This is a genomic window from Methylobacter arcticus, from assembly GCF_050917435.1.
Lineage (GTDB): Bacteria > Pseudomonadota > Gammaproteobacteria > Methylococcales > Methylomonadaceae > Methylobacter_A > Methylobacter_A titanis.
In genome coordinates, this window is sequence record NZ_CP159583.1 from 699,678 (window position 1) to 716,654 (window position 16,977).

Below are 16,977 nucleotides of genomic sequence, written 5' to 3' on the forward strand. Positions count from 1 at the left end.
CATGGCTATTGCAGTAACATCTCGTTATCAACCGCTGTATATGGAGTCACTCGGATTCGATAAAATTCCGTTTCCAGTCACGCCAAACCCGGAGCGTTATTACGCCCCGCTACGATTGTTAGCGCATGTTGACGAGATTTTGCATTTCCTTGAAATCCGCAAGGGTTTTTTGCTGGTCACCGGTGATGTCGGTATCGGTAAGACCACGTTAGTACGAAAAATAATCAAAGAGTTGGATCATAGTAAAGTCAGCATAGCTTTATTGTTTAATACGTTTTTACAGGGTTCGGCATTGATTGAAAGCATCAATCAAGACTTGGGTATCCAGTCAAAAAAACCCGGTTTGATTCATCAGCTGGAAGCGCTGAATCATTTTTTGTTGGCGGAGTTTTCCAAGGGCAAAAATTGCATCATTATCATTGATGACGCGCAAAACCTTTCCATTGAGAGTCTCGAGTTAGTACGTCAGCTTTCTAACCTCGAAACCAACGAGGATAAGCTGATACAAATTCTTCTGGTGGCTCAGCCCGAAATTTTAACCACCTTGGCAAGACCCGAAATCAGGCAATTAAGAAGTCGAATTGCCTTGCACTGCAAATTAAAGCCTTTCTCTCAGCAGGAAGTCAGTGACTATATTGATCGTTGTTTAACGGTTACCGGCCAACCGGTTGGTATTCAATTAACCGGTGCCGCTCTTCGTCTGATTACCCAATACAGCGGCGGCTATCCGCGTATTATCAATCTATTGATGGATCGCTGTTTGTATGGCTTGTTAGCCTACAAGCGCAGAACTATCAGTGCCAGTCTGGTCCGGGAAGCGGCTAAAGACCTGAGTTTATTGCCCCAAAAGAAGCGCAATAGAGTAAAGATCACCTCGGTTATCGCGCTCTGCGGGCTGTTATTAGGCGGTTATCTTTTGATGCCGACCTTATCAACGATGTTAGCTAAGCGCGTTCTTATCACCGCCGTTGCCGAACCTGCTCCTGCTCCGAGTCAAAAATGGCAGCTGTTTCTCGCCGCTTACGGATTGGATCATTATCTGCAGGCATTTCCGCTACCCAATGTCGATGCCATCAACCGGTTGCGCTATACCTTATTACAAGAAACAGACATCAAGCTGGCTTTGATCAGTACGGCTGCAACAACAACTTGTGCCGGTCTGCCGGTTTTTGAATGGCGCGATGGCCTGAAGCTGGTGCTCTATCGTTCTCCTATCAGTGGAACCCCATTACCCTTTTCCACGCCATCCGAAGACACCCGTATCGTTCAGCATATTTTGGTCACTCAAGGCTTACTGGCAGCAACGGCTGCCGATGGCATCATGGGTCAATGGACGCAGCAGGCGCTAAGTGCGTTTCAACAACGCTCAGGCCGGGTGATGACCGGCCAGATGGACGACGGTACGGCTTATGATTTGTCGTGCGCAATCAGGCCGGATGATTTATGAGTCATAAATTGCGCTTGGGCGATCATTTGCTGGCATCCAAAGTGATTACCCGTTTGCAGCTTGATTATGCCTTGCAAAAACAAAAAGTCACCCAGGAGCATTTAGGTGAATTATTGATCCGTTTGGGTGTGGTTTCTGAGGCAATCATTGCTCAGGCGCTGGCCGATCATCACGGCATTGACTATCATCGCTCAGGTCTTGAGCTAAGTCCTGATCCGGAGGTGCTGGCTCAATTTAGCCATGACCTGTGCCGCCGGCAAGCGTTTTTGCCGTTACGTCGGAACGGCCATTATATTGAAGCGCTGGTTGGCAATGCCAACCACGGACTGGTCAGAAAAACCATACACCGTAGCTGCGGACTTGAGCTGATGCCTATTCAAGCCGAGTTCAGCGCTGTGCTCGATGAGATCAGCAGCGCATACAGTCATGAACCTATACAGCTTGAGGCCTTGCTGGACAAGGAAATTCAAAAACTCAGCGCAGACACCGATCAGGTTTTATCCAATGATGAGTTGCTGCGTTGCATTCTGATGTTGGCGATCTCGGAAAGAGCAACCGACGTTCATTTACAGCCTGACCACAAAACCATACATATCAGTTTTCGCGTCGATAGCGTCTTGCGCCCGGTTTTGGCCTTAGAAAAACAATTACGCCGCCTGATAGTGTCCATCAAAGTTCGTTCCAATATGGATATTTCCGACAATCTCAGGCCTCAGGATGGCCGTTTTTCGTTACAGTTGCAGCAAGCCCAATACGATATTCGGGTATCCACCACCATCACCCGGTTCGGCGAAAATGTAGTGATGCGGCTGTTGCCCAGCGGTTCGCATGTTAAATCATTTCTGGAACTCGGTTTTTTGGCAGAAGACCTGGACAAATTGAATTACTTTTTTGCCCAGCCTCACGGCATTGTTTTGTTTGTCGGCCCGACCGGCTCAGGCAAAACCACCAGCATGTTTGCCGGTATTAAGAAACAGGCTTTAGGCGGCAAAAATATTTTATCGATAGAAGACCCGATAGAGTATGAAATGCCGGTTATCGTACAAACACAGGTCAACCGCAAGGCTGACTTTCAGTTCGATAAAGCCATCATCCACTTTTTGCGGCACGATCCCGATGTCATTTTAGTCGGCGAAATACGCGATTCCGAAACGGCAAGGGCAGCGATTCAAGCCGCCGAAACCGGGCATCTGGTATTGTCCACGCTGCACGCGAACAGCGCTTTTGGTGTGCTGCCAAGGCTTAATGGCCTGGAGGTGTCGTCGCGCATCATTGCGGGAGCGTTAATCGGCGTGATCAATCAGCGTTTGGTGCGCACCGTGTGTACCCAGTGCAAACAACCCGACGATACCGAGATAGACCTGCCGCAATGGCTGGACATCACCGAAGGCATCACTTTTTACCGGGGTGCCGGTTGCCGGCACTGCCGTTGGACGGGTTACCACGGTCGCGTGCCTATCTACGAAATACTGCTGGTTGATAGCAGTTTTGCCGATGCCATCGCTCGGGAGGGTACCTTGAGCGAATTGACAGCGGCGGCCCGCGAATGCGGTTATGTCGCGATGGAAGATGTTGCCAAAAAGCGTTTAATTCACGGCGAAACCACCGTTGCTGAACTGGTGCGGGTCATGGGCCACGGTTCTTGGCGCTAAGGCAATGGAGACTAACTGATGGCAACGGCTAAGCCGGTGATGAATTTGTTTTACTACAGCGCCATAGAAAATGCGCGCAGGCATGGCCGTGCCTTTATCAAGCTACCTTATGAAAGCAAATATTCAGCGCGCGCTTATCTTGAACAACGTTTTACCGGCGCGGCTATTGAGGTCACCCAGTTGCCCTTGTGGATACTCTATCTGTACAACGCTATCGAATGGATCAGAGGTCGGCAACTGCAAGATGAAGACCTTGCCGAACTGTTGCACAGTTTAGGGCTCATGTTAAAAAGCGGCTTGCCCATTATCGAAGCATTGACCGAACTGGCAGACGATGGCGGTTTGAATGCAGGCAGCCTTTTAGCCCTGGATTTACGCGACTCTATCCGTTCCGGCATGAGCGTAACCGAAGCGATAGACCGGTACGGTAAAAATATTCCGCCTACGGTGCGTTATTTAATCAAAATTGGCGAAAGCTCCGGCACGCTGGATCGCACCCTGTTGGACTCGGCGGCGCACTTAAAGCGTATCGTGCTGCTAAAGCAGGATACTTATAAAGTGATGATCTATCCGGCATTTATTATCGCCACTACCGCCGCTACCGCCTGGTTTTGGGCGGTGTATGTGTTGCCCAATGTGTTTGATATGTTCCGGCAGATGCATGTCCAATTGCCGGCAACTACCGTCGCGGTGATGAAGGCAATACACGCCTATAACCAACATGCAGTGCTGTACACCGAGTTAATTCTTTTTATCGTCTTGCTAACCGTGCTGACGGTCAGACAAAGCGAATGGTTGCGTTACAACCTGTACCGCTTGGCCTACCATGCGCCGGTAACCAAAATCCTGGTTCGCGCCTCGGCCATGGCATTTATCACCGAATATTTGAGCTTGCTGATCGCGTCCGGCATTAATCTGGCGGAGTGCCTGGAGATCATGGCGCAATCACTGGAAAACCGGATGTACCGGCAAAAAATAAAAGACATTCGTGCCGGGGTACTGCGCGGCAACACCCTAAGCAATGGTTTGCGTGAATCCGGCGTGTTCCCCGGTCTGGTGGTGCGCCTAGTCAAAGTCGGCGAGCAAAGCGGTAACCTGGATTATCAATTACGGGTACTCGCTGAAGAATTCGGCAGACGCTTTAATTACACTATCAGCACCATTACTGAAATCGTCAAACCGCTGGTGATTTTGATTGCCGGTGCATTTTTTATTTTTATGGTGGTGGTGTTTTTACTGCCGATTTACGATTTAATTAAGCAGGTCTCAGCCCGATGAAACAACCACCGCTGACAACCAAACAACAGGGTTTCTCCTTGTTTGAACTGGCCATAGTGCTAACCGTGGCAGCGGGCTTAGGCGTTGCCTTGTTCTCAGTAACCACCAACCATTTTACGCAGCTTCAACAGCAAAGAAATGCCGATGCCCTGGCCGTTGCCGATCGCCAGCTGTTGCATTATGCCGCTATTCACGGGCGCCTGCCTTGTCCCGATAGCACTAACGATGGCGTGGAAGATTGTGGCGGCAGCGCCAAAGGCAGTTTGCCTTATCTGACTATCGGCTTGATTGCCAAAGCGTATGCGGCCGGAGAAATCCCGTTGCGTTATGGCGTGTATCGTAAAGCCGATGCCGTATTAAGCAACGATGCCGATTTGGCCGCACCGGACAATAAAAATCGCTTCGAGCCGACCAGCAGCGATAACTGTTCCTACGATACCAATAAGGACAATGTTGTCGTCACTGATAGCGCCGCTCCGGTGTGTCCCGGGGTGACATTAAATAACCATCAAGACGCGGGTTTATTGAGGCACGGCACGCTGGATTTATGTCTGGCGTTAAAAAACGGCAGCACCCACGCGGCAAGCGCGTCGTACACTTTTACCCAGCCGCCTGCCGGTGCCGACAATCCGGTCGCCTACGCGCTGGCGGCAGCGGGAGCGAACGGTGTGTTTGACGATGTAAACAATTCCTCTTCGTTCGGTTTCAACAGTCCTGCCACGCCTGCGCAAACCACCTATGATGACCAGACCCTGGCGCGCAGTTTTGCCGAGGTGTATCAGCATTTGCGTTGCGAAGTCGCCATGCAGAGTTTGCATATATTGGCCGACACGGTTGCGGTAGACGATGAAGTCAAGGCGCAGCAGCAGGCCATGAAAGATCAAGCTGAGCAGGCGGTACAAGACTCCATTATGGGCGCCATCTCGGCCGGTCTTTCAGTGGCGCTGGCCATTGCCGCCGTGGTTGAGGCCACGGAATTGTCAACCGCCGCCTCCGTGGCGCTTGCTCTGCATACCGGTCTTTGCGCTGCGACCCTGGGGTTGAATGTAGTGTCTTGCGCGGCGATTCCGCTTGCGGCCGCAGCGCTTGGTTCGGCGGGCACCGCCTTAGGTTTGGCTTATGCTGCCGTGGCACTGAATACAGCGGCGATGGCGGCGCAAATTGCAGCGGCTATTTTATTTGACCAAGTTGCCCAAAAGGCCGGGGCGGCAATCGGTGCACCTAGCCCTGATTTAATTGCATCTCAACAGCAACAGTTGGCCAGTGCGGTTGACAACAGAGATGACTCTTACCAAGGCTATTTAACTGAACTGATTGCAGCGAATGCCGCGCGTATCGAAGCAAATGCTTTGATAAATCAAGCGACAGTGGCTTATAACACGGCCATAACTACGACCGGTGATGCGGTCAGAACCGCGATTATTAACGCGGCCAATGCCACCATAGCGTCAATGGCAACTATAACGGGTTCATCGAACAGCACAATTCCGGGCACCACGGTAACGGCGGCACAAATTACTGCCATTACCAATGCCAATAACGCGATTATTACGGCTAATAATGACAGTATTGCCGCTTATTCCGGTATTGCTACGCCCAATAAAGCAACTATTACCATGGCCAACAACAATATAACGGCGAAGACAGCGGCGATTGCCGGTTTTATAAATGACTTGAGTTCACCAACACCATCGGTAGTAAGTACCGCTATCAGCAATATTAATGCCGCCAATAGCGCCATTACTGGTTATGCGGCTTCCGCCACTGCGGCGGCCAATGCGGATATTACCGGGGCTAATGCAACTTTTACGACCGCCAAAGCCGCTCTGGATACAGCGATAAGCGCTCTAGGCAGCTATGAAAGTGCTTATGCAAATTGGGCAAGCCTGCAAACGGCGGCGGATGCCAAAAAATTAGAATGCAGCCAAGATACGGCTTGCGCCACTACGCAAACGACGACGCCTTACGCAATCAGCTACACAACATCAAATGTAAAATACATTGCCTGGCAAAGCGCCCAAACGACAGCCGATAATACGCTAACATCGCTGAATACCGTGAAGACCACTACGGTCAATCAATGGGCTGCTGCGGTTCAGGCAGGAAAGGACTGGGATGTCGCTACTTACGGCGGTAATGATGCAGCCACGTGTACTTCAAACCCGGCTATAAATCTTATCGGTTCGGCTAGTTTGTTATATTGGTGGCCGACTTACACCATCGATCCTGATTGTACCTTGGCCGGGCAATTCCAGAATGCACTAATGCTTAAACAACAGCAGCTGGCAAAAGAACGCGAGGCGAGCCGATTGGAATCGTCGGCCATCCAAAAATTCAGTAACTGGAAAAGTGCAGCCGCTATGGTCGAGCAAACCGTATGCGGCCAGCAAAAAAAGACCTATGGCGCGGCAGCGGGTGGCGACCCTAGCGATATACGTTTGGCGGTGGTGCCCGAATGGCCGACGGTTTCCCCGCCATTAATACTGAATAAGATTGCGGCCACGGCACCGGAAACGGGAACGGTGCCGGCCAATCCGGCTACTTATACGCGTGCCGGTTCTGGCGCGGCTTACAGCTGGTGGGGCAGTTGCTCAGATATTCCCGGTGGCAGCGGCACATTGATTAGCATTACTCCCGGTGCGCGACCTATTCTCAATCAGGCGGATCAATTGGGGCTTACGCAATGAGTCCTTCATCTAAACAGCATGTTCGTGGCTTTAGCTTAACCGAGCTGGCGGTATCGCTGGCGGTCTTGGGCGTATTGGTGTTTGCCTTGCCTCCGCTGATACCGCAGGTCAGGCAGATGCTGTCAGGCCAGCAAAGCTTGAGCGCAGAGGATGCCGGCGAGGCGTTAATGGGCTTTGTGGTGGCGCATAATCGCTTGCCCTGTCCTGATACCGGTACCGATGGACAGGAAGACTGCGGCGTGAGCAATGATATAGGCTTACTGCCCTGGCGCACCATGGGGCTTTCAGCGCCGTTGCGCAATACTCACGGTCTGGATTTCCGTTACGGCGTGTACCGGAACAGCCATGTTACTCTCAAGCTGGATGCTGACTTGGCGGTGCTTGCCAATCGTTTTGAACCGTATTTGCCGCCTGCGGTGAAAGGCTCTGTCACCCATACCAAGCCCTCTGCGCCTGATATTTACAATCTGACCAGTATGACTATGCCGGTATTGCCGCCCACGCCCGCTGCACTGACCAGTCCCAATACGGAAGCTTTAGCAGGCCACAGTAACGGTCTGGATTTTTGTCTTGCGTTGCGCAACGCCACGCAAGCTGCAGTTGGGTCGACAAAAGTCAATACAGGCTTAAATGCGGCCTTTGTTGTTGTCGATCCCGGCGTGGCTGATAAAGATCAGGACGGCAACCTGTTCGACGGGCAAAACTCCCCCTTGACCCAGACATTCGCCTCGCCAGACATTCCGTTGTCGGATCGCTACGATGACCAAGTGTTGGCCATGGGCTTTGCCGAGCTGGCCGGTGCCTTAGGCTGTCCGGCAGCAGTGGCTAATGTTAATGCGGCGGCACGCGATGCCTGGGCCGCTTACGACGAGTATCGGGTGGCGGTTTTTTATGCCTATTTACGCGATTTTATGTACGTTGTCAGGCAGACTAATGTGCAAATCAATGAGTTTCAATTTGTGTTCAGCACCATCAGCTTGGCCATTACCGCCGGCCAATTGGCGACCGACTTGGCGCTGGCAGCGGGCAGTTTCTCCGGGATTGGTGCCTCAACTGTTATTGGTATTACGATTGGCGTCTACAGCACAGTGACGGCTGTTCAGCAATTGCAAGCCGCTAATGAGGCAAAAACATTACTCGGAAAACAATTAGAGGCTTCCTGGATACAGGTACAAAACGCCGTGAGCAGAGAGGAATCGATACGCGTATTTACCCAAACGCAATTAACAACGGCCATTGCCAGCGATAACCGGGGGTGGTTTCAATGAGTATTCAACGACAATCTCAATTGGGTTACTCTTTTCCTGAACTTGCTTTGGTGATTGTGGTACTGGGTTTATTGGTCATTGCCGCCACCACGGTGATCCGCGACACCCAAAAAGTGACCGATAGCGTAGAAGCGCAAGCCTTGTTTCAGCGTGCCGATAACGCCTTAAGTGGGTTTATTTATGCCAATGGGCGCTTGCCTTGTCCGGCAGCGGCAGGCGGAGCGGGTGTTGAAAATTGCAGCTTAACCAATGGCGTGTTGCCTTATCAAACTTTGGGTAGGGCGGCACAGCTGCGTAATCAGGAAGGCCTGGAATTTCGTTATGCGGTGTTTGCTAAAACCGGAGCGACAACGCTAGATGCGCAATTAAATAAAAAATTAGATCGTATCCAGCCTTTTTATACGACTGCCGCGCCTTTATCGTCAGCATCGCAAAACTTGGCGAATGCCAGCGATATGGACTTGTGCCGGGCGCTGTCGAATGGCTGGGATGCTACGGCGAATTCGACTTATGCACATACTACCGATGGCACCACTTTGCACCATATCGCTTACGTTCTGGCGGATCCCGGCGCAATTGATGCCGATCAGGATGGCAATCTGTTTGATGGTTATAATGTGGCGGGCGTTAAGTTTGGATTGCCGAATCGCGGAATTTCCGCCAACTACGACGATCAGGTTCACGCGGTGTATTTTGATGAAATATGGGAGTGGATGAGCTGTAGCGGTATCTTGTCTGCTGTCGTTCATGCGCATCCGAATGCGAAAAGTACCACGGCCATTTATCGGCAGGCATTGGTGGACTATAAAGTGCAATTAGAACTGGCCGTTGAGTTTGCCGAGGCCGGCAGGGCAACTGCAGCAGCGCAGCTATTGCAGGCTTCGGCAGGGCTGGCGACTGCGGCGTCGTTGATTCCAGCAGGCACGGCGACAACGTTGTTAATACCCCCGGTGGGGCCTTATGTGACGGGACCTGTGGCCGTGGGCTTGGCGGTTGCGGCGGTTGCTGTGAATGTGTTGGGGGTGACGGCTGCCACTTTAGGGCTATCTTATTTAGAGGTGAATTTAATTCCACTGACTAAAAAAATGGTTAGCTTAATCGATACGGTGAGTCCTATTTTAACGACACTGGATGCTTCAGTGGAAACCAATGTCAAGGCAGCTGATCAGGCGGGTATTTATGAACGATAAACAACGGAATAAATGTATGTCTACTCCTTTAAAACAACAGGGCTTTAGTCTGTTAGAACTGACGCTGGTCATTATCGCCATCGGCATTCTGATCTCGGCAACCAGCGTTGGCAGCAATTTGCAACGTAGCGCGTCTTATCAAAAGCTTGCGTCATCGTTTGTGCGGGCCTGGGAACTGGCTTATCTGGCTCATTTTAACGGTACCGGCATTGTGATTCGCGATAGCTCAACAACCCCGACGACCAAAGTTAATCAGGGAGGCGCTGCTGTATGTGATACTGAGCTGCGTACCGCGATGATGGCGGCCGGGGTTCAAATGCCCAATGGTCGGGCCAACGGCTACGAAACGCATTATTCCTATTTGGATAGCAATGGCAACCCTCAGGATAGCTCGGTCTGTTTTCAGAACGTGAGCTGGACTGTCAACGGTGCCGCGCCGGGTGTTTATGTGCAGCAACTGAAGAACGTGATGATTATTGATCGGCTGACGCCTGATTTAGCGAGGATGCTGGATAGCATGATAGACGGCAGTTCTGATGCAAGTTTTGGCTCATTTCGACAATCTACCATCGCCGCAGCAGCGAGTCCTGTAGCGGCGGAATGGAGTAAAGACAATACCTGGCAATATGGTAGTGGCGCCGCTACCAATCCGCCCTTAGACGAATCTCAGGTAGACGTAGTCACCGCCTACTGGCTGATGAATCCTTGATATGCTCCGCGCCCTAAAGGCATGGGTATCTATATAATAAGCTTGACAGTTTTCCATCGTTACGACTTATTGCAACGGGAGTGCAAGCTTTGCTTGCGCTTGGACGCCACCCGCGAGGGTACGAGGAAATGTTTTTTTCTTAAATGGGTGCGTGGGCAGCCAGTCCAGCCAGGATGTAGTGACTTGTGTAGATAGCTATGCCTGAAGGAAGGGGCTTTACGCGTTTTTCTGCTAAAGAAGAGAGTTTGTGATCTGAACGAAGGTACTGCAGTCGATACGAACACGATGTGTATGCACGAGAGGGGATAGGGCAGGGTATGGAGCCGCTGTTGTTGAGCGAGCCGCTAGACAATCGTCTGTCAATGGGTTGGGTTGCCAAAACAGGCAACCCAACCTACCGGATTTACAGCTTATTTCTTTTTGTTGCGTTCGTTCACTTCTTTGATAACTTCATCCGCCACGTTTTTCGGGCACGGTAAATAGTGCGAGAATTCCATGGAGAACTGGCCGCGACCGGAGGTCATGGTGCGCAAGTCGCCGATGTAACCGAACATTTCGCTCAGCGGTACATCTGACTTGATACGAACGCCTGTTGCCGCAGCGTCTTGAGACTTGATCATGCCGCGACGACGGTTAAGGTCGCCGATAACATCACCGACATGGTCGGATGGCGTGAACGTATCCACTTTCATGATCGGTTCGATCAGTTGCGGCCCTGCTTTGGGAATCGATTGGCGGAACGCCGCTTTTGCAGCAATTTCGAATGCAATCGCAGAGGAGTCAACCGCGTGGAAACCGCCGTCAGTCAGAATAACTTTAAAGTCCAGGCAAGGGAATCCGGCCAGAACGCCTTTATCCAGCATGCTTTTAAAGCCTTTTTCAACCGCAGGCCAGTATTCGCGGGGTACGTTACCGCCGGTAACCGCTGATTGAAAGACAAAGCCGGAACCTGGCTCGCCTGGCTCGATGATGTAGTTGATCTTGCCGTATTGGCCTGATCCGCCTGATTGCTTTTTGTGGGTATATTCGTCTTCAACCGATTTGGTAATGGTTTCGCGGTAGGCCACTTGGGGTTTACCGACGACAACGTCAACGCCATGAGTACGTCTTAAGATGTCGACTTTAATGTCAAGATGCAACTCGCCCATGCCTTTAAGAATGGTTTCGCCACTGTCTTCATCAGTCTCAACGTGGAAAGAGGGATCTTCCTGGATCATTTTACCCAGCGCGATACCCATTTTTTCGGAAGCGGCTTTATCTTTCGGTGAAATCGCGAGTGAGATAACGGGATCAGGGAAAACCATCGGCTCCAATGTGGCCGGGAATTTCGGGTCGCATAGGGTATGGCCGGTTTGCACGTTCTTCATGCCCAGTACCGCAACAATATCACCCGCTTGGGCAGAATCAAGCTCTGCACGCATGTCGGCATGCATTTCCACGATACGGCCGATACGCTCGGTTTTGCCGGTGAAGGTATTCAGTACCGACGTGCCTTTTTCCAGTTTGCCGGAGTAGATGCGCAGGAAGGTCAACGCGCCAAAACGGTCATCCATGATTTTGAATGCCAGTGCGCGTAACGGCTTGTTCTCATCGACGATAGCAAAGGTGCCGGTTGGAACGCCTTCCAGATCGACTTCAGGCTGTGGTTTAACTTCTGTTGGGCAAGGCAGGTAATCGATAACGCCGTCCAGTACCAACTGTACGCCTTTGTTTTTGAAAGACGAACCGCAGAAAGTCGGGAAGAAATCCAGATTAATTGTACCCTTACGGATACAACGTTTGATGGTGTCGATATCGGGTTCTTCGCCTTCAAGATATTTTTCCATCACGTCGTCATACTGATCGGCAACTTCGTCGATCAATTTTTCACGCCATTTTTCGGTATCAGCGACCATGTCGGCAGGAATGTCTTGGATAGTGTAGTTTAATGGGTCGCCAGACTCATCCCATATCCATGCCTTGCGCGTTAACACGTCTACTACGCCGGAGAACTGGTCTTCGGTACCGATAGGCAAAGTCATGACCAGTGGGTGAGCGCCCAGTACTTCTTCAACCTGCTTAACCACGCGGTAGAAGTCAGCGCCGATGCGATCCAACTTGTTGATATAGATAACTCGGGCAACTTCAGAGTCATTCGCATAACGCCAGTTGGTTTCCGATTGGGGCTCTACACCGCCTGAGCCGCAGAAAACACCGATACCGCCATCAAGAACTTTCAGTGAACGATAAACTTCGATAGTAAAGTCAACGTGTCCTGGGGTGTCGATAATATTAAAACGATAGTCTTTCCAGAAACAGGTCGTTGCCGCAGACTGAATGGTGATACCGCGCTCCTGCTCCTGTTCCATGAAGTCTGTGGTTGCCGCGCCATCGTGAACTTCACCGATTTTGTGGATTTTACCGGTAAGCTTTAAAATCCGCTCGGTAGTCGTTGTTTTACCGGCATCGACGTGAGCGAAGATGCCGATGTTTCTGTAATGCGCTAAATCTGTCATGTTTTTACTCTAAAGTTGGGCATAAAAAACTTTTTTGGTGACCTCACTCAATAAGCATTCAAAATATTGAGTGCTTATTGAGTGCTCGTACCGGGGCGGTGGACTACATGCCATAACCGCAGTCACTCAGCCTAAAGACTGCGGTGGCTATAGCCATCGGAGTGGATGAAATGCGTCGGATACAGGCAGGTAGCTCAAAGCCGAGTGGGGTGCGTTTATTTGGGTCACCATCGCTACTCACTCGTCCCGCTTCGAAAGTCGGCTATTTTAACCTAAAAACTTTGTAAAAACATAGAAAACCCATGCGTTATTTGTAGTAACGCTAAAATGGCTTAATCTATTGCGTCATTTGGCGTTGGTATAGTGAATAAGGCCAAGCCTTGAGTCGTAAAAAGCCGCTATATTGACTGACCTGTTGGGGTAATATGTGCGATTCAAAACCGGGAGAGTTTCAGATTATGATTGTCGCTGATATTATGAGCGCCAATCCCGTTACGATTAACATGGATACGGCGCTATGGTTGATAAAGGAAATTTTCGATCACGTCTATTTTCATCATTTGTTGGTTGAAGGCGAATCCGACAAAATTTTTGTCGGGGTCATTTCAGATCGTGGCTTATTCAAAGTTTTAAATTCAGCGTCATCTGCGGTTGATTTTTCTAACGGCTGAGTAGTGACGAATATCCTTTATAGTAAAACATGATTTGCGCGAGATGCCCGCAAAGATAGATGCTTTGGCAAGACCTACGGTATGACAGGTAAAAAATTAAATGACATCGAAAAACGAGCTTCTTAGTCTCAATATAATGGAAATGGAAGTTGCCTCTCCTAAAATCATAGCGGAGCCGCTTTCTCTTAATGGATGGACATATGTGCTATGTAATGAGGAAATGCCGATATTTTCTAATACGGCATTAAGTATTCATGATATTTTGAGCGATGATAGAAAAGGCGCTATGGAGTTGGCCGCTGTTATTTTGCAGGATCCGAATCTGACGGTTAAATTATTAAAAATCAGCAACACCCCCCATTACAATCCCTCTCGCCAGAAAATGGTTACGGTGTCGCGGGCCATTATTATGATTGGTTCTGAGGTTATTCGTGAATTAACGCTGGTTTGCTCTTTTTTGGAAAGTATTTTATCTTCGACCAACAAACAACAGGCTAATGAAGAAATAGCTCAAGCCATTCACGCCGCAGTACACGCAAAAGCCATAGCGATTGCGATCAATGATGCATCGCCGGAAGAAGTGTTTATTGCCACGTTACTTAACCATATTGGCAGTATTTCTTTTTGGTGTTTTTGCGGTGAACAGGGAGAGCGCATTCAAGCACTGATAAAAGATGAAAATTACAGTCGCGAAGACGCCGAGAAAAAAGTGCTGGGCTTTAAGTTAATAGACTTGGGCGCTTCTTTAAGCAAAGCTTGGAAATTAGGCAATTTGGTTGAAGAATCGATCAAGCCAAAGGCATTGAACAAAAATCCCCGTGTCGGCTTGGTTCAATTAGGTTATGAAATTACCGAGGCGTTAAAAGAAGGTACCGGTTCAAAAAAATATGAGGCTTGTATCAGAAAAATTGAAGTGCTTACCCATCAATCGCAAAAAGTTATTACTGAAAAGCTTCGAGATAATACCAGTACTGCGTTCGATATTGCCTGCCAATTTGGGGCCACTGACGCGGCAATGCTTATTCAAAGTCGCCTCAATCACTCTATCGATTTTGAAGAATTGTTGCCGGCTTTTGATAAAAAACAACTGCAATTTCAGATTTCACAGGATATAACGTCAATAATAAGTGATCGGTTTGATATTAACTTGTTACTGGAGACGGTGCTTGAGGGGATTCATCGGGGTGTCGGTATGGATCGAACCATTTTTTCCCTGTTAGTTGCAGATAAGCAGTCCCTTAAAGAAAAACTGTCATTGGGCTGGCGCAAAGACAGCTATGAGCACAAGGTCATTTTTCATGTCATGGAAACACCTGCCAATATTTTTTTTCACACGTTGTCTGGCACCCAAGCTTTCTGGGCTAAACCTTCGGTTAATGTCAAGATGTACACGCTACGGGATATTAATGCGGTTGGAAAAAACGAATGTTTTATGATGCCTATTTTTTTCAATAAAATACCGATTGGTTTGATTTATGCGGATCGCGGGTTGAGTAGAGAACCGTTAAACGACGAAGATTTCACTGGCTTTAAATATTTTACTCAACAGGCAAACATAGGTCTGACACTTTATCGATTACAGCGCGGTTAATGGTGCACAGTTATTGAGCTTGCCAGGCCGATGACAGGACAGGGGCATCACAGTGCTGATCGAGTAATGTGGTAAAAGAATCTCGACTAATTTCCTCGGCACCCAAGCTTTCCAAATGATTGGTGCGCACTTGACAGTCTATCAACTGGTAGCCCCAGGCGTTAAGCTGTTTAACCAGGCTGGCGAAGGCCACTTTGGAGGCATCGGTTCTGGTGCGAAACATCGACTCGCCGAAAAAAACCTGCCCGATAGCGACGCCGTATAATCCTCCAACCAGTTCATCGTCTAGCCAGGCTTCAACCGAATGGGCAAATCCGGCTTGGTGCAGTTGATTGTACGCTGCATTGATTTCGTCTGTTATCCAGGTGCCGGCAGCGTCTTTACGGGGATCTGCGCAGGCCGCAATAACGTCATTAAAAGCTCGGTCAAAGGTGACTGAAAAGATATTTTTACGCAGGGTTTTGTGCAAACTGCGAGAAATAACCAGTTTATCGGGAAATAAAACTAAGCGCGGGTCAGGCGACCACCACAGGATAGGTTCGCCGGGGTTATACCAGGGGAATATGCCATGCCGGTAGGCGGTTAACAGTCGATGTTGGGACAGGCAGCCACCGACTGCAAGCAAGCCGTCCGGTTCTTGGAGGGCTTTGCTTACCAAGGGAAAATCCTGGTCAGGGTTGTTGGGGTCGAGAACAGTTAGTCGCATTTAGGAATGGGGATATGGCTAAAGCCAGCTTGATTTAGCGGCTGGTCTTTGCGCCGTGGGCCTTTTGTTTTTTGCCAGATTTTAAGCCAATTCATCAAGGAATTTTTCTGCGTCCAGCGCTGCCATACAGCCTGCACCAGCTGAAGTAATAGCCTGTTTATAAACGGAATCCATCACATCGCCTGCAGCAAATACGCCTTCAACGCTGGTTGCGGTGGCGTTTCCGTGGATGCCGCTTTTGACTTTAATATAGCCGTGATCCATATCCAGTTGACCCTCAAAAATACCGGTGTTGGGGGTGTGACCGATGGCTATGAATACGCCATGCGCCTCCAAATCTTTGGTCGAGCCGTCCAGGGTATTTTTAATTCTAAGACCGGTAACGCCCATGTCGTCGCCCAGTACCTCATCAAGCTGATAATTCCATTCGATAATGACATTGCCGTTTTTCGACTTTTCAATCAGCTTGTCAGAGAGGATTTTTTCGGAGCGAAATTTGTCGCGGCGGTGTACCACAATGACCTTGGATGCAATATTGGCTAAATAAAGCGCCTCTTCAACGGCGGTACTGCCGCCGCCAATGACCGCAACAGGTTTGTTTTTGTAGAAAAAACCGTCGCAGGTGGCGCAAGCGGAAACACCTTTGCCTTTGAAGGCTTCTTCAGATTCCAGGCCCAAATATCGCGCTGAAGCACCGGTCGAAATAATCAGCGCATCACAGGTGTAAGTGCCGGAATCGCCGGTTAAGGTAAAAGGTCTGGCGGATAAGTCAGCCGTGTGTATGTGATCGAAAATAATCTCAGTAGCAAAGCGTTCGGCGTGTTTAAGCATTCTTTCCATCAGTTCCGGCCCTTGCAAGCCTTCAACGTCGCCCGGCCAGTTATCAACTTCGGTTGTCGTCGTTAACTGACCGCCTTGTTGCATGCCCGTAATGATAACCGGCTTCAGGTTGGCGCGTGCGGCATAGATTGCAGCGGTATAACCGGCGGGGCCGGAGCCGAGAATCAAAAGGCGGTAATGTTTGGAATCACTCATTAAAAATCCTGTGCAGGGGAAAGGCGGGAAAAAAATTAATTATGTTTCAATCCACACCCGACCTCATCCGTCGAGTGACGACCGCCGACGGATAGAGGTCGGCGGATTTTCCTACCCGTGAACGAGGAGGATGCCAAAAAGGATAACGATGCAATGCATCGTTGTCAAACTCAAATAATCCCCCTGAAGGGCGAGGTTTCAGATCAGCGAAGAAATTTGATGAAGACGAAAGCGTGTTTCATAAACTG

General features: G+C 49.7%; 12 protein-coding genes. 9 read left to right on the forward strand and 3 right to left on the reverse strand.

The features are described 5' to 3' along the window. The first annotated feature begins 1 nt into the window (after nucleotide 1). Genes ABXJ76_RS03445 through ABXJ76_RS03475 form a run of 7 tightly spaced genes read left to right on the forward strand, consistent with a single transcriptional unit; the run spans nucleotide 2 to nucleotide 10,231 of the window. On the forward strand, nucleotides 2-1,447 hold the full coding sequence (locus ABXJ76_RS03445) for an AAA family ATPase (protein ID WP_432744120.1): 1,446 nt from the start codon (nucleotides 2-4) through the stop codon (nucleotides 1,445-1,447). Continuing rightward, nucleotides 1,444-3,099 carry a GspE/PulE family protein gene (locus ABXJ76_RS03450; RefSeq protein ID WP_432744121.1) on the forward strand — a complete coding sequence of 552 codons (1,656 nt, stop codon included), beginning with the start codon at nucleotides 1,444-1,446 and terminating at the stop codon, nucleotides 3,097-3,099. The genes ABXJ76_RS03445 and ABXJ76_RS03450 overlap by 4 nt, the downstream gene beginning before the upstream one ends. Before the next feature lie 18 nt (nucleotides 3,100-3,117). Further along, nucleotides 3,118-4,377: a type II secretion system F family protein gene (locus tag ABXJ76_RS03455; RefSeq protein WP_432744123.1), complete on the forward strand. Its 1,260-nt coding sequence runs from the start codon at nucleotides 3,118-3,120 to the stop codon at nucleotides 4,375-4,377. Beyond that, the gene (locus ABXJ76_RS03460) at nucleotides 4,374-7,064 is read left to right on the forward strand and encodes a type II secretion system protein (protein WP_432744125.1); all 2,691 of its coding nucleotides are present in this window, start codon (nucleotides 4,374-4,376) and stop codon (nucleotides 7,062-7,064) included. Before ABXJ76_RS03455 ends, ABXJ76_RS03460 begins: the two co-directional genes overlap by 4 nt. Beyond that, complete coding sequence (locus ABXJ76_RS03465) at nucleotides 7,061-8,332, forward strand: type II secretion system protein (protein WP_432744127.1); 1,272 nt, start codon at nucleotides 7,061-7,063, stop codon at nucleotides 8,330-8,332. Before ABXJ76_RS03460 ends, ABXJ76_RS03465 begins: the two co-directional genes overlap by 4 nt. Continuing rightward, the gene (locus ABXJ76_RS03470) at nucleotides 8,329-9,522 is read left to right on the forward strand and encodes a hypothetical protein (RefSeq protein WP_432744129.1); all 1,194 of its coding nucleotides are present in this window, start codon (nucleotides 8,329-8,331) and stop codon (nucleotides 9,520-9,522) included. The genes ABXJ76_RS03465 and ABXJ76_RS03470 overlap by 4 nt, the downstream gene beginning before the upstream one ends. Nucleotides 9,523-9,538: 16 nt before the next feature. Further along, nucleotides 9,539-10,231, forward strand: coding sequence for a type II secretion system protein (locus ABXJ76_RS03475; protein WP_432744131.1), 693 nt, complete (start codon nucleotides 9,539-9,541; stop codon nucleotides 10,229-10,231). A 410-nt stretch (nucleotides 10,232-10,641) separates the two neighbouring features. Here ABXJ76_RS03475 and fusA read toward each other — a convergent pair whose 3' ends face one another. After that, a complete protein-coding gene (fusA, locus tag ABXJ76_RS03480; protein ID WP_432744133.1) occupies nucleotides 10,642-12,726 on the reverse strand; it encodes an elongation factor G in 2,085 nt (694 codons plus the stop codon). A gap of 425 nt (nucleotides 12,727-13,151) precedes the next feature. Here fusA and ABXJ76_RS03485 point away from each other — a divergent pair, with 425 nt between their 5' ends. Both ABXJ76_RS03485 and ABXJ76_RS03490 read left to right on the forward strand, forming a co-directional pair. Beyond that, on the forward strand, nucleotides 13,152-13,397 hold the full coding sequence (locus ABXJ76_RS03485) for a CBS domain-containing protein (protein WP_432744134.1): 246 nt from the start codon (nucleotides 13,152-13,154) through the stop codon (nucleotides 13,395-13,397). Nucleotides 13,398-13,617: 220 nt separating this feature from the next. After that, nucleotides 13,618-14,988, forward strand: coding sequence for an HDOD domain-containing protein (locus ABXJ76_RS03490; RefSeq protein WP_432744136.1), 1,371 nt, complete (start codon nucleotides 13,618-13,620; stop codon nucleotides 14,986-14,988). A gap of 10 nt (nucleotides 14,989-14,998) precedes the next feature. On the opposite strand, the gene aat is transcribed toward ABXJ76_RS03490, so the two are convergent. Continuing rightward, a complete protein-coding gene (gene aat / locus ABXJ76_RS03495) occupies nucleotides 14,999-15,694 on the reverse strand; it encodes a leucyl/phenylalanyl-tRNA--protein transferase (RefSeq protein ID WP_432744137.1) in 696 nt (231 codons plus the stop codon). 81 nt (nucleotides 15,695-15,775) lie between these two features. After that, nucleotides 15,776-16,729: a thioredoxin-disulfide reductase gene (gene trxB, locus ABXJ76_RS03500; protein ID WP_432744139.1), complete on the reverse strand. Its 954-nt coding sequence runs from the start codon at nucleotides 16,727-16,729 to the stop codon at nucleotides 15,776-15,778. Nucleotides 16,730-16,977: the final 248 nt, after the last annotated feature.

What these genes read in the sequence shown, in the direction of transcription:
- ABXJ76_RS03460 (WP_432744125.1), top strand. Translation starts at nt 4,374, where the DNA reads ATGAAACAACCACCGCTGACAACCAAACAACAGGGTTTCTCCTTGTTT.
- aat (WP_432744137.1), bottom strand. Translation starts at nt 15,694, where the DNA reads ATGCGACTAACTGTTCTCGACCCCAACAACCCTGACCAGGATTTTCCC.
- ABXJ76_RS03475 (WP_432744131.1), top strand. Translation starts at nt 9,539, where the DNA reads ATGTCTACTCCTTTAAAACAACAGGGCTTTAGTCTGTTAGAACTGACG.
- ABXJ76_RS03470 (WP_432744129.1), top strand. Translation starts at nt 8,329, where the DNA reads ATGAGTATTCAACGACAATCTCAATTGGGTTACTCTTTTCCTGAACTT.
- trxB (WP_432744139.1), bottom strand. Translation starts at nt 16,729, where the DNA reads ATGAGTGATTCCAAACATTACCGCCTTTTGATTCTCGGCTCCGGCCCC.
- ABXJ76_RS03465 (WP_432744127.1), top strand. Translation starts at nt 7,061, where the DNA reads ATGAGTCCTTCATCTAAACAGCATGTTCGTGGCTTTAGCTTAACCGAG.
- ABXJ76_RS03485 (WP_432744134.1), top strand. Translation starts at nt 13,152, where the DNA reads ATGTGCGATTCAAAACCGGGAGAGTTTCAGATTATGATTGTCGCTGAT.
- ABXJ76_RS03445 (WP_432744120.1), top strand. Translation starts at nt 2, where the DNA reads ATGGCTATTGCAGTAACATCTCGTTATCAACCGCTGTATATGGAGTCA.
- ABXJ76_RS03450 (WP_432744121.1), top strand. Translation starts at nt 1,444, where the DNA reads ATGAGTCATAAATTGCGCTTGGGCGATCATTTGCTGGCATCCAAAGTG.
- ABXJ76_RS03455 (WP_432744123.1), top strand. Translation starts at nt 3,118, where the DNA reads ATGGCAACGGCTAAGCCGGTGATGAATTTGTTTTACTACAGCGCCATA.
- fusA (WP_432744133.1), bottom strand. Translation starts at nt 12,726, where the DNA reads ATGACAGATTTAGCGCATTACAGAAACATCGGCATCTTCGCTCACGTC.
- ABXJ76_RS03490 (WP_432744136.1), top strand. Translation starts at nt 13,618, where the DNA reads ATGCCGATATTTTCTAATACGGCATTAAGTATTCATGATATTTTGAGC.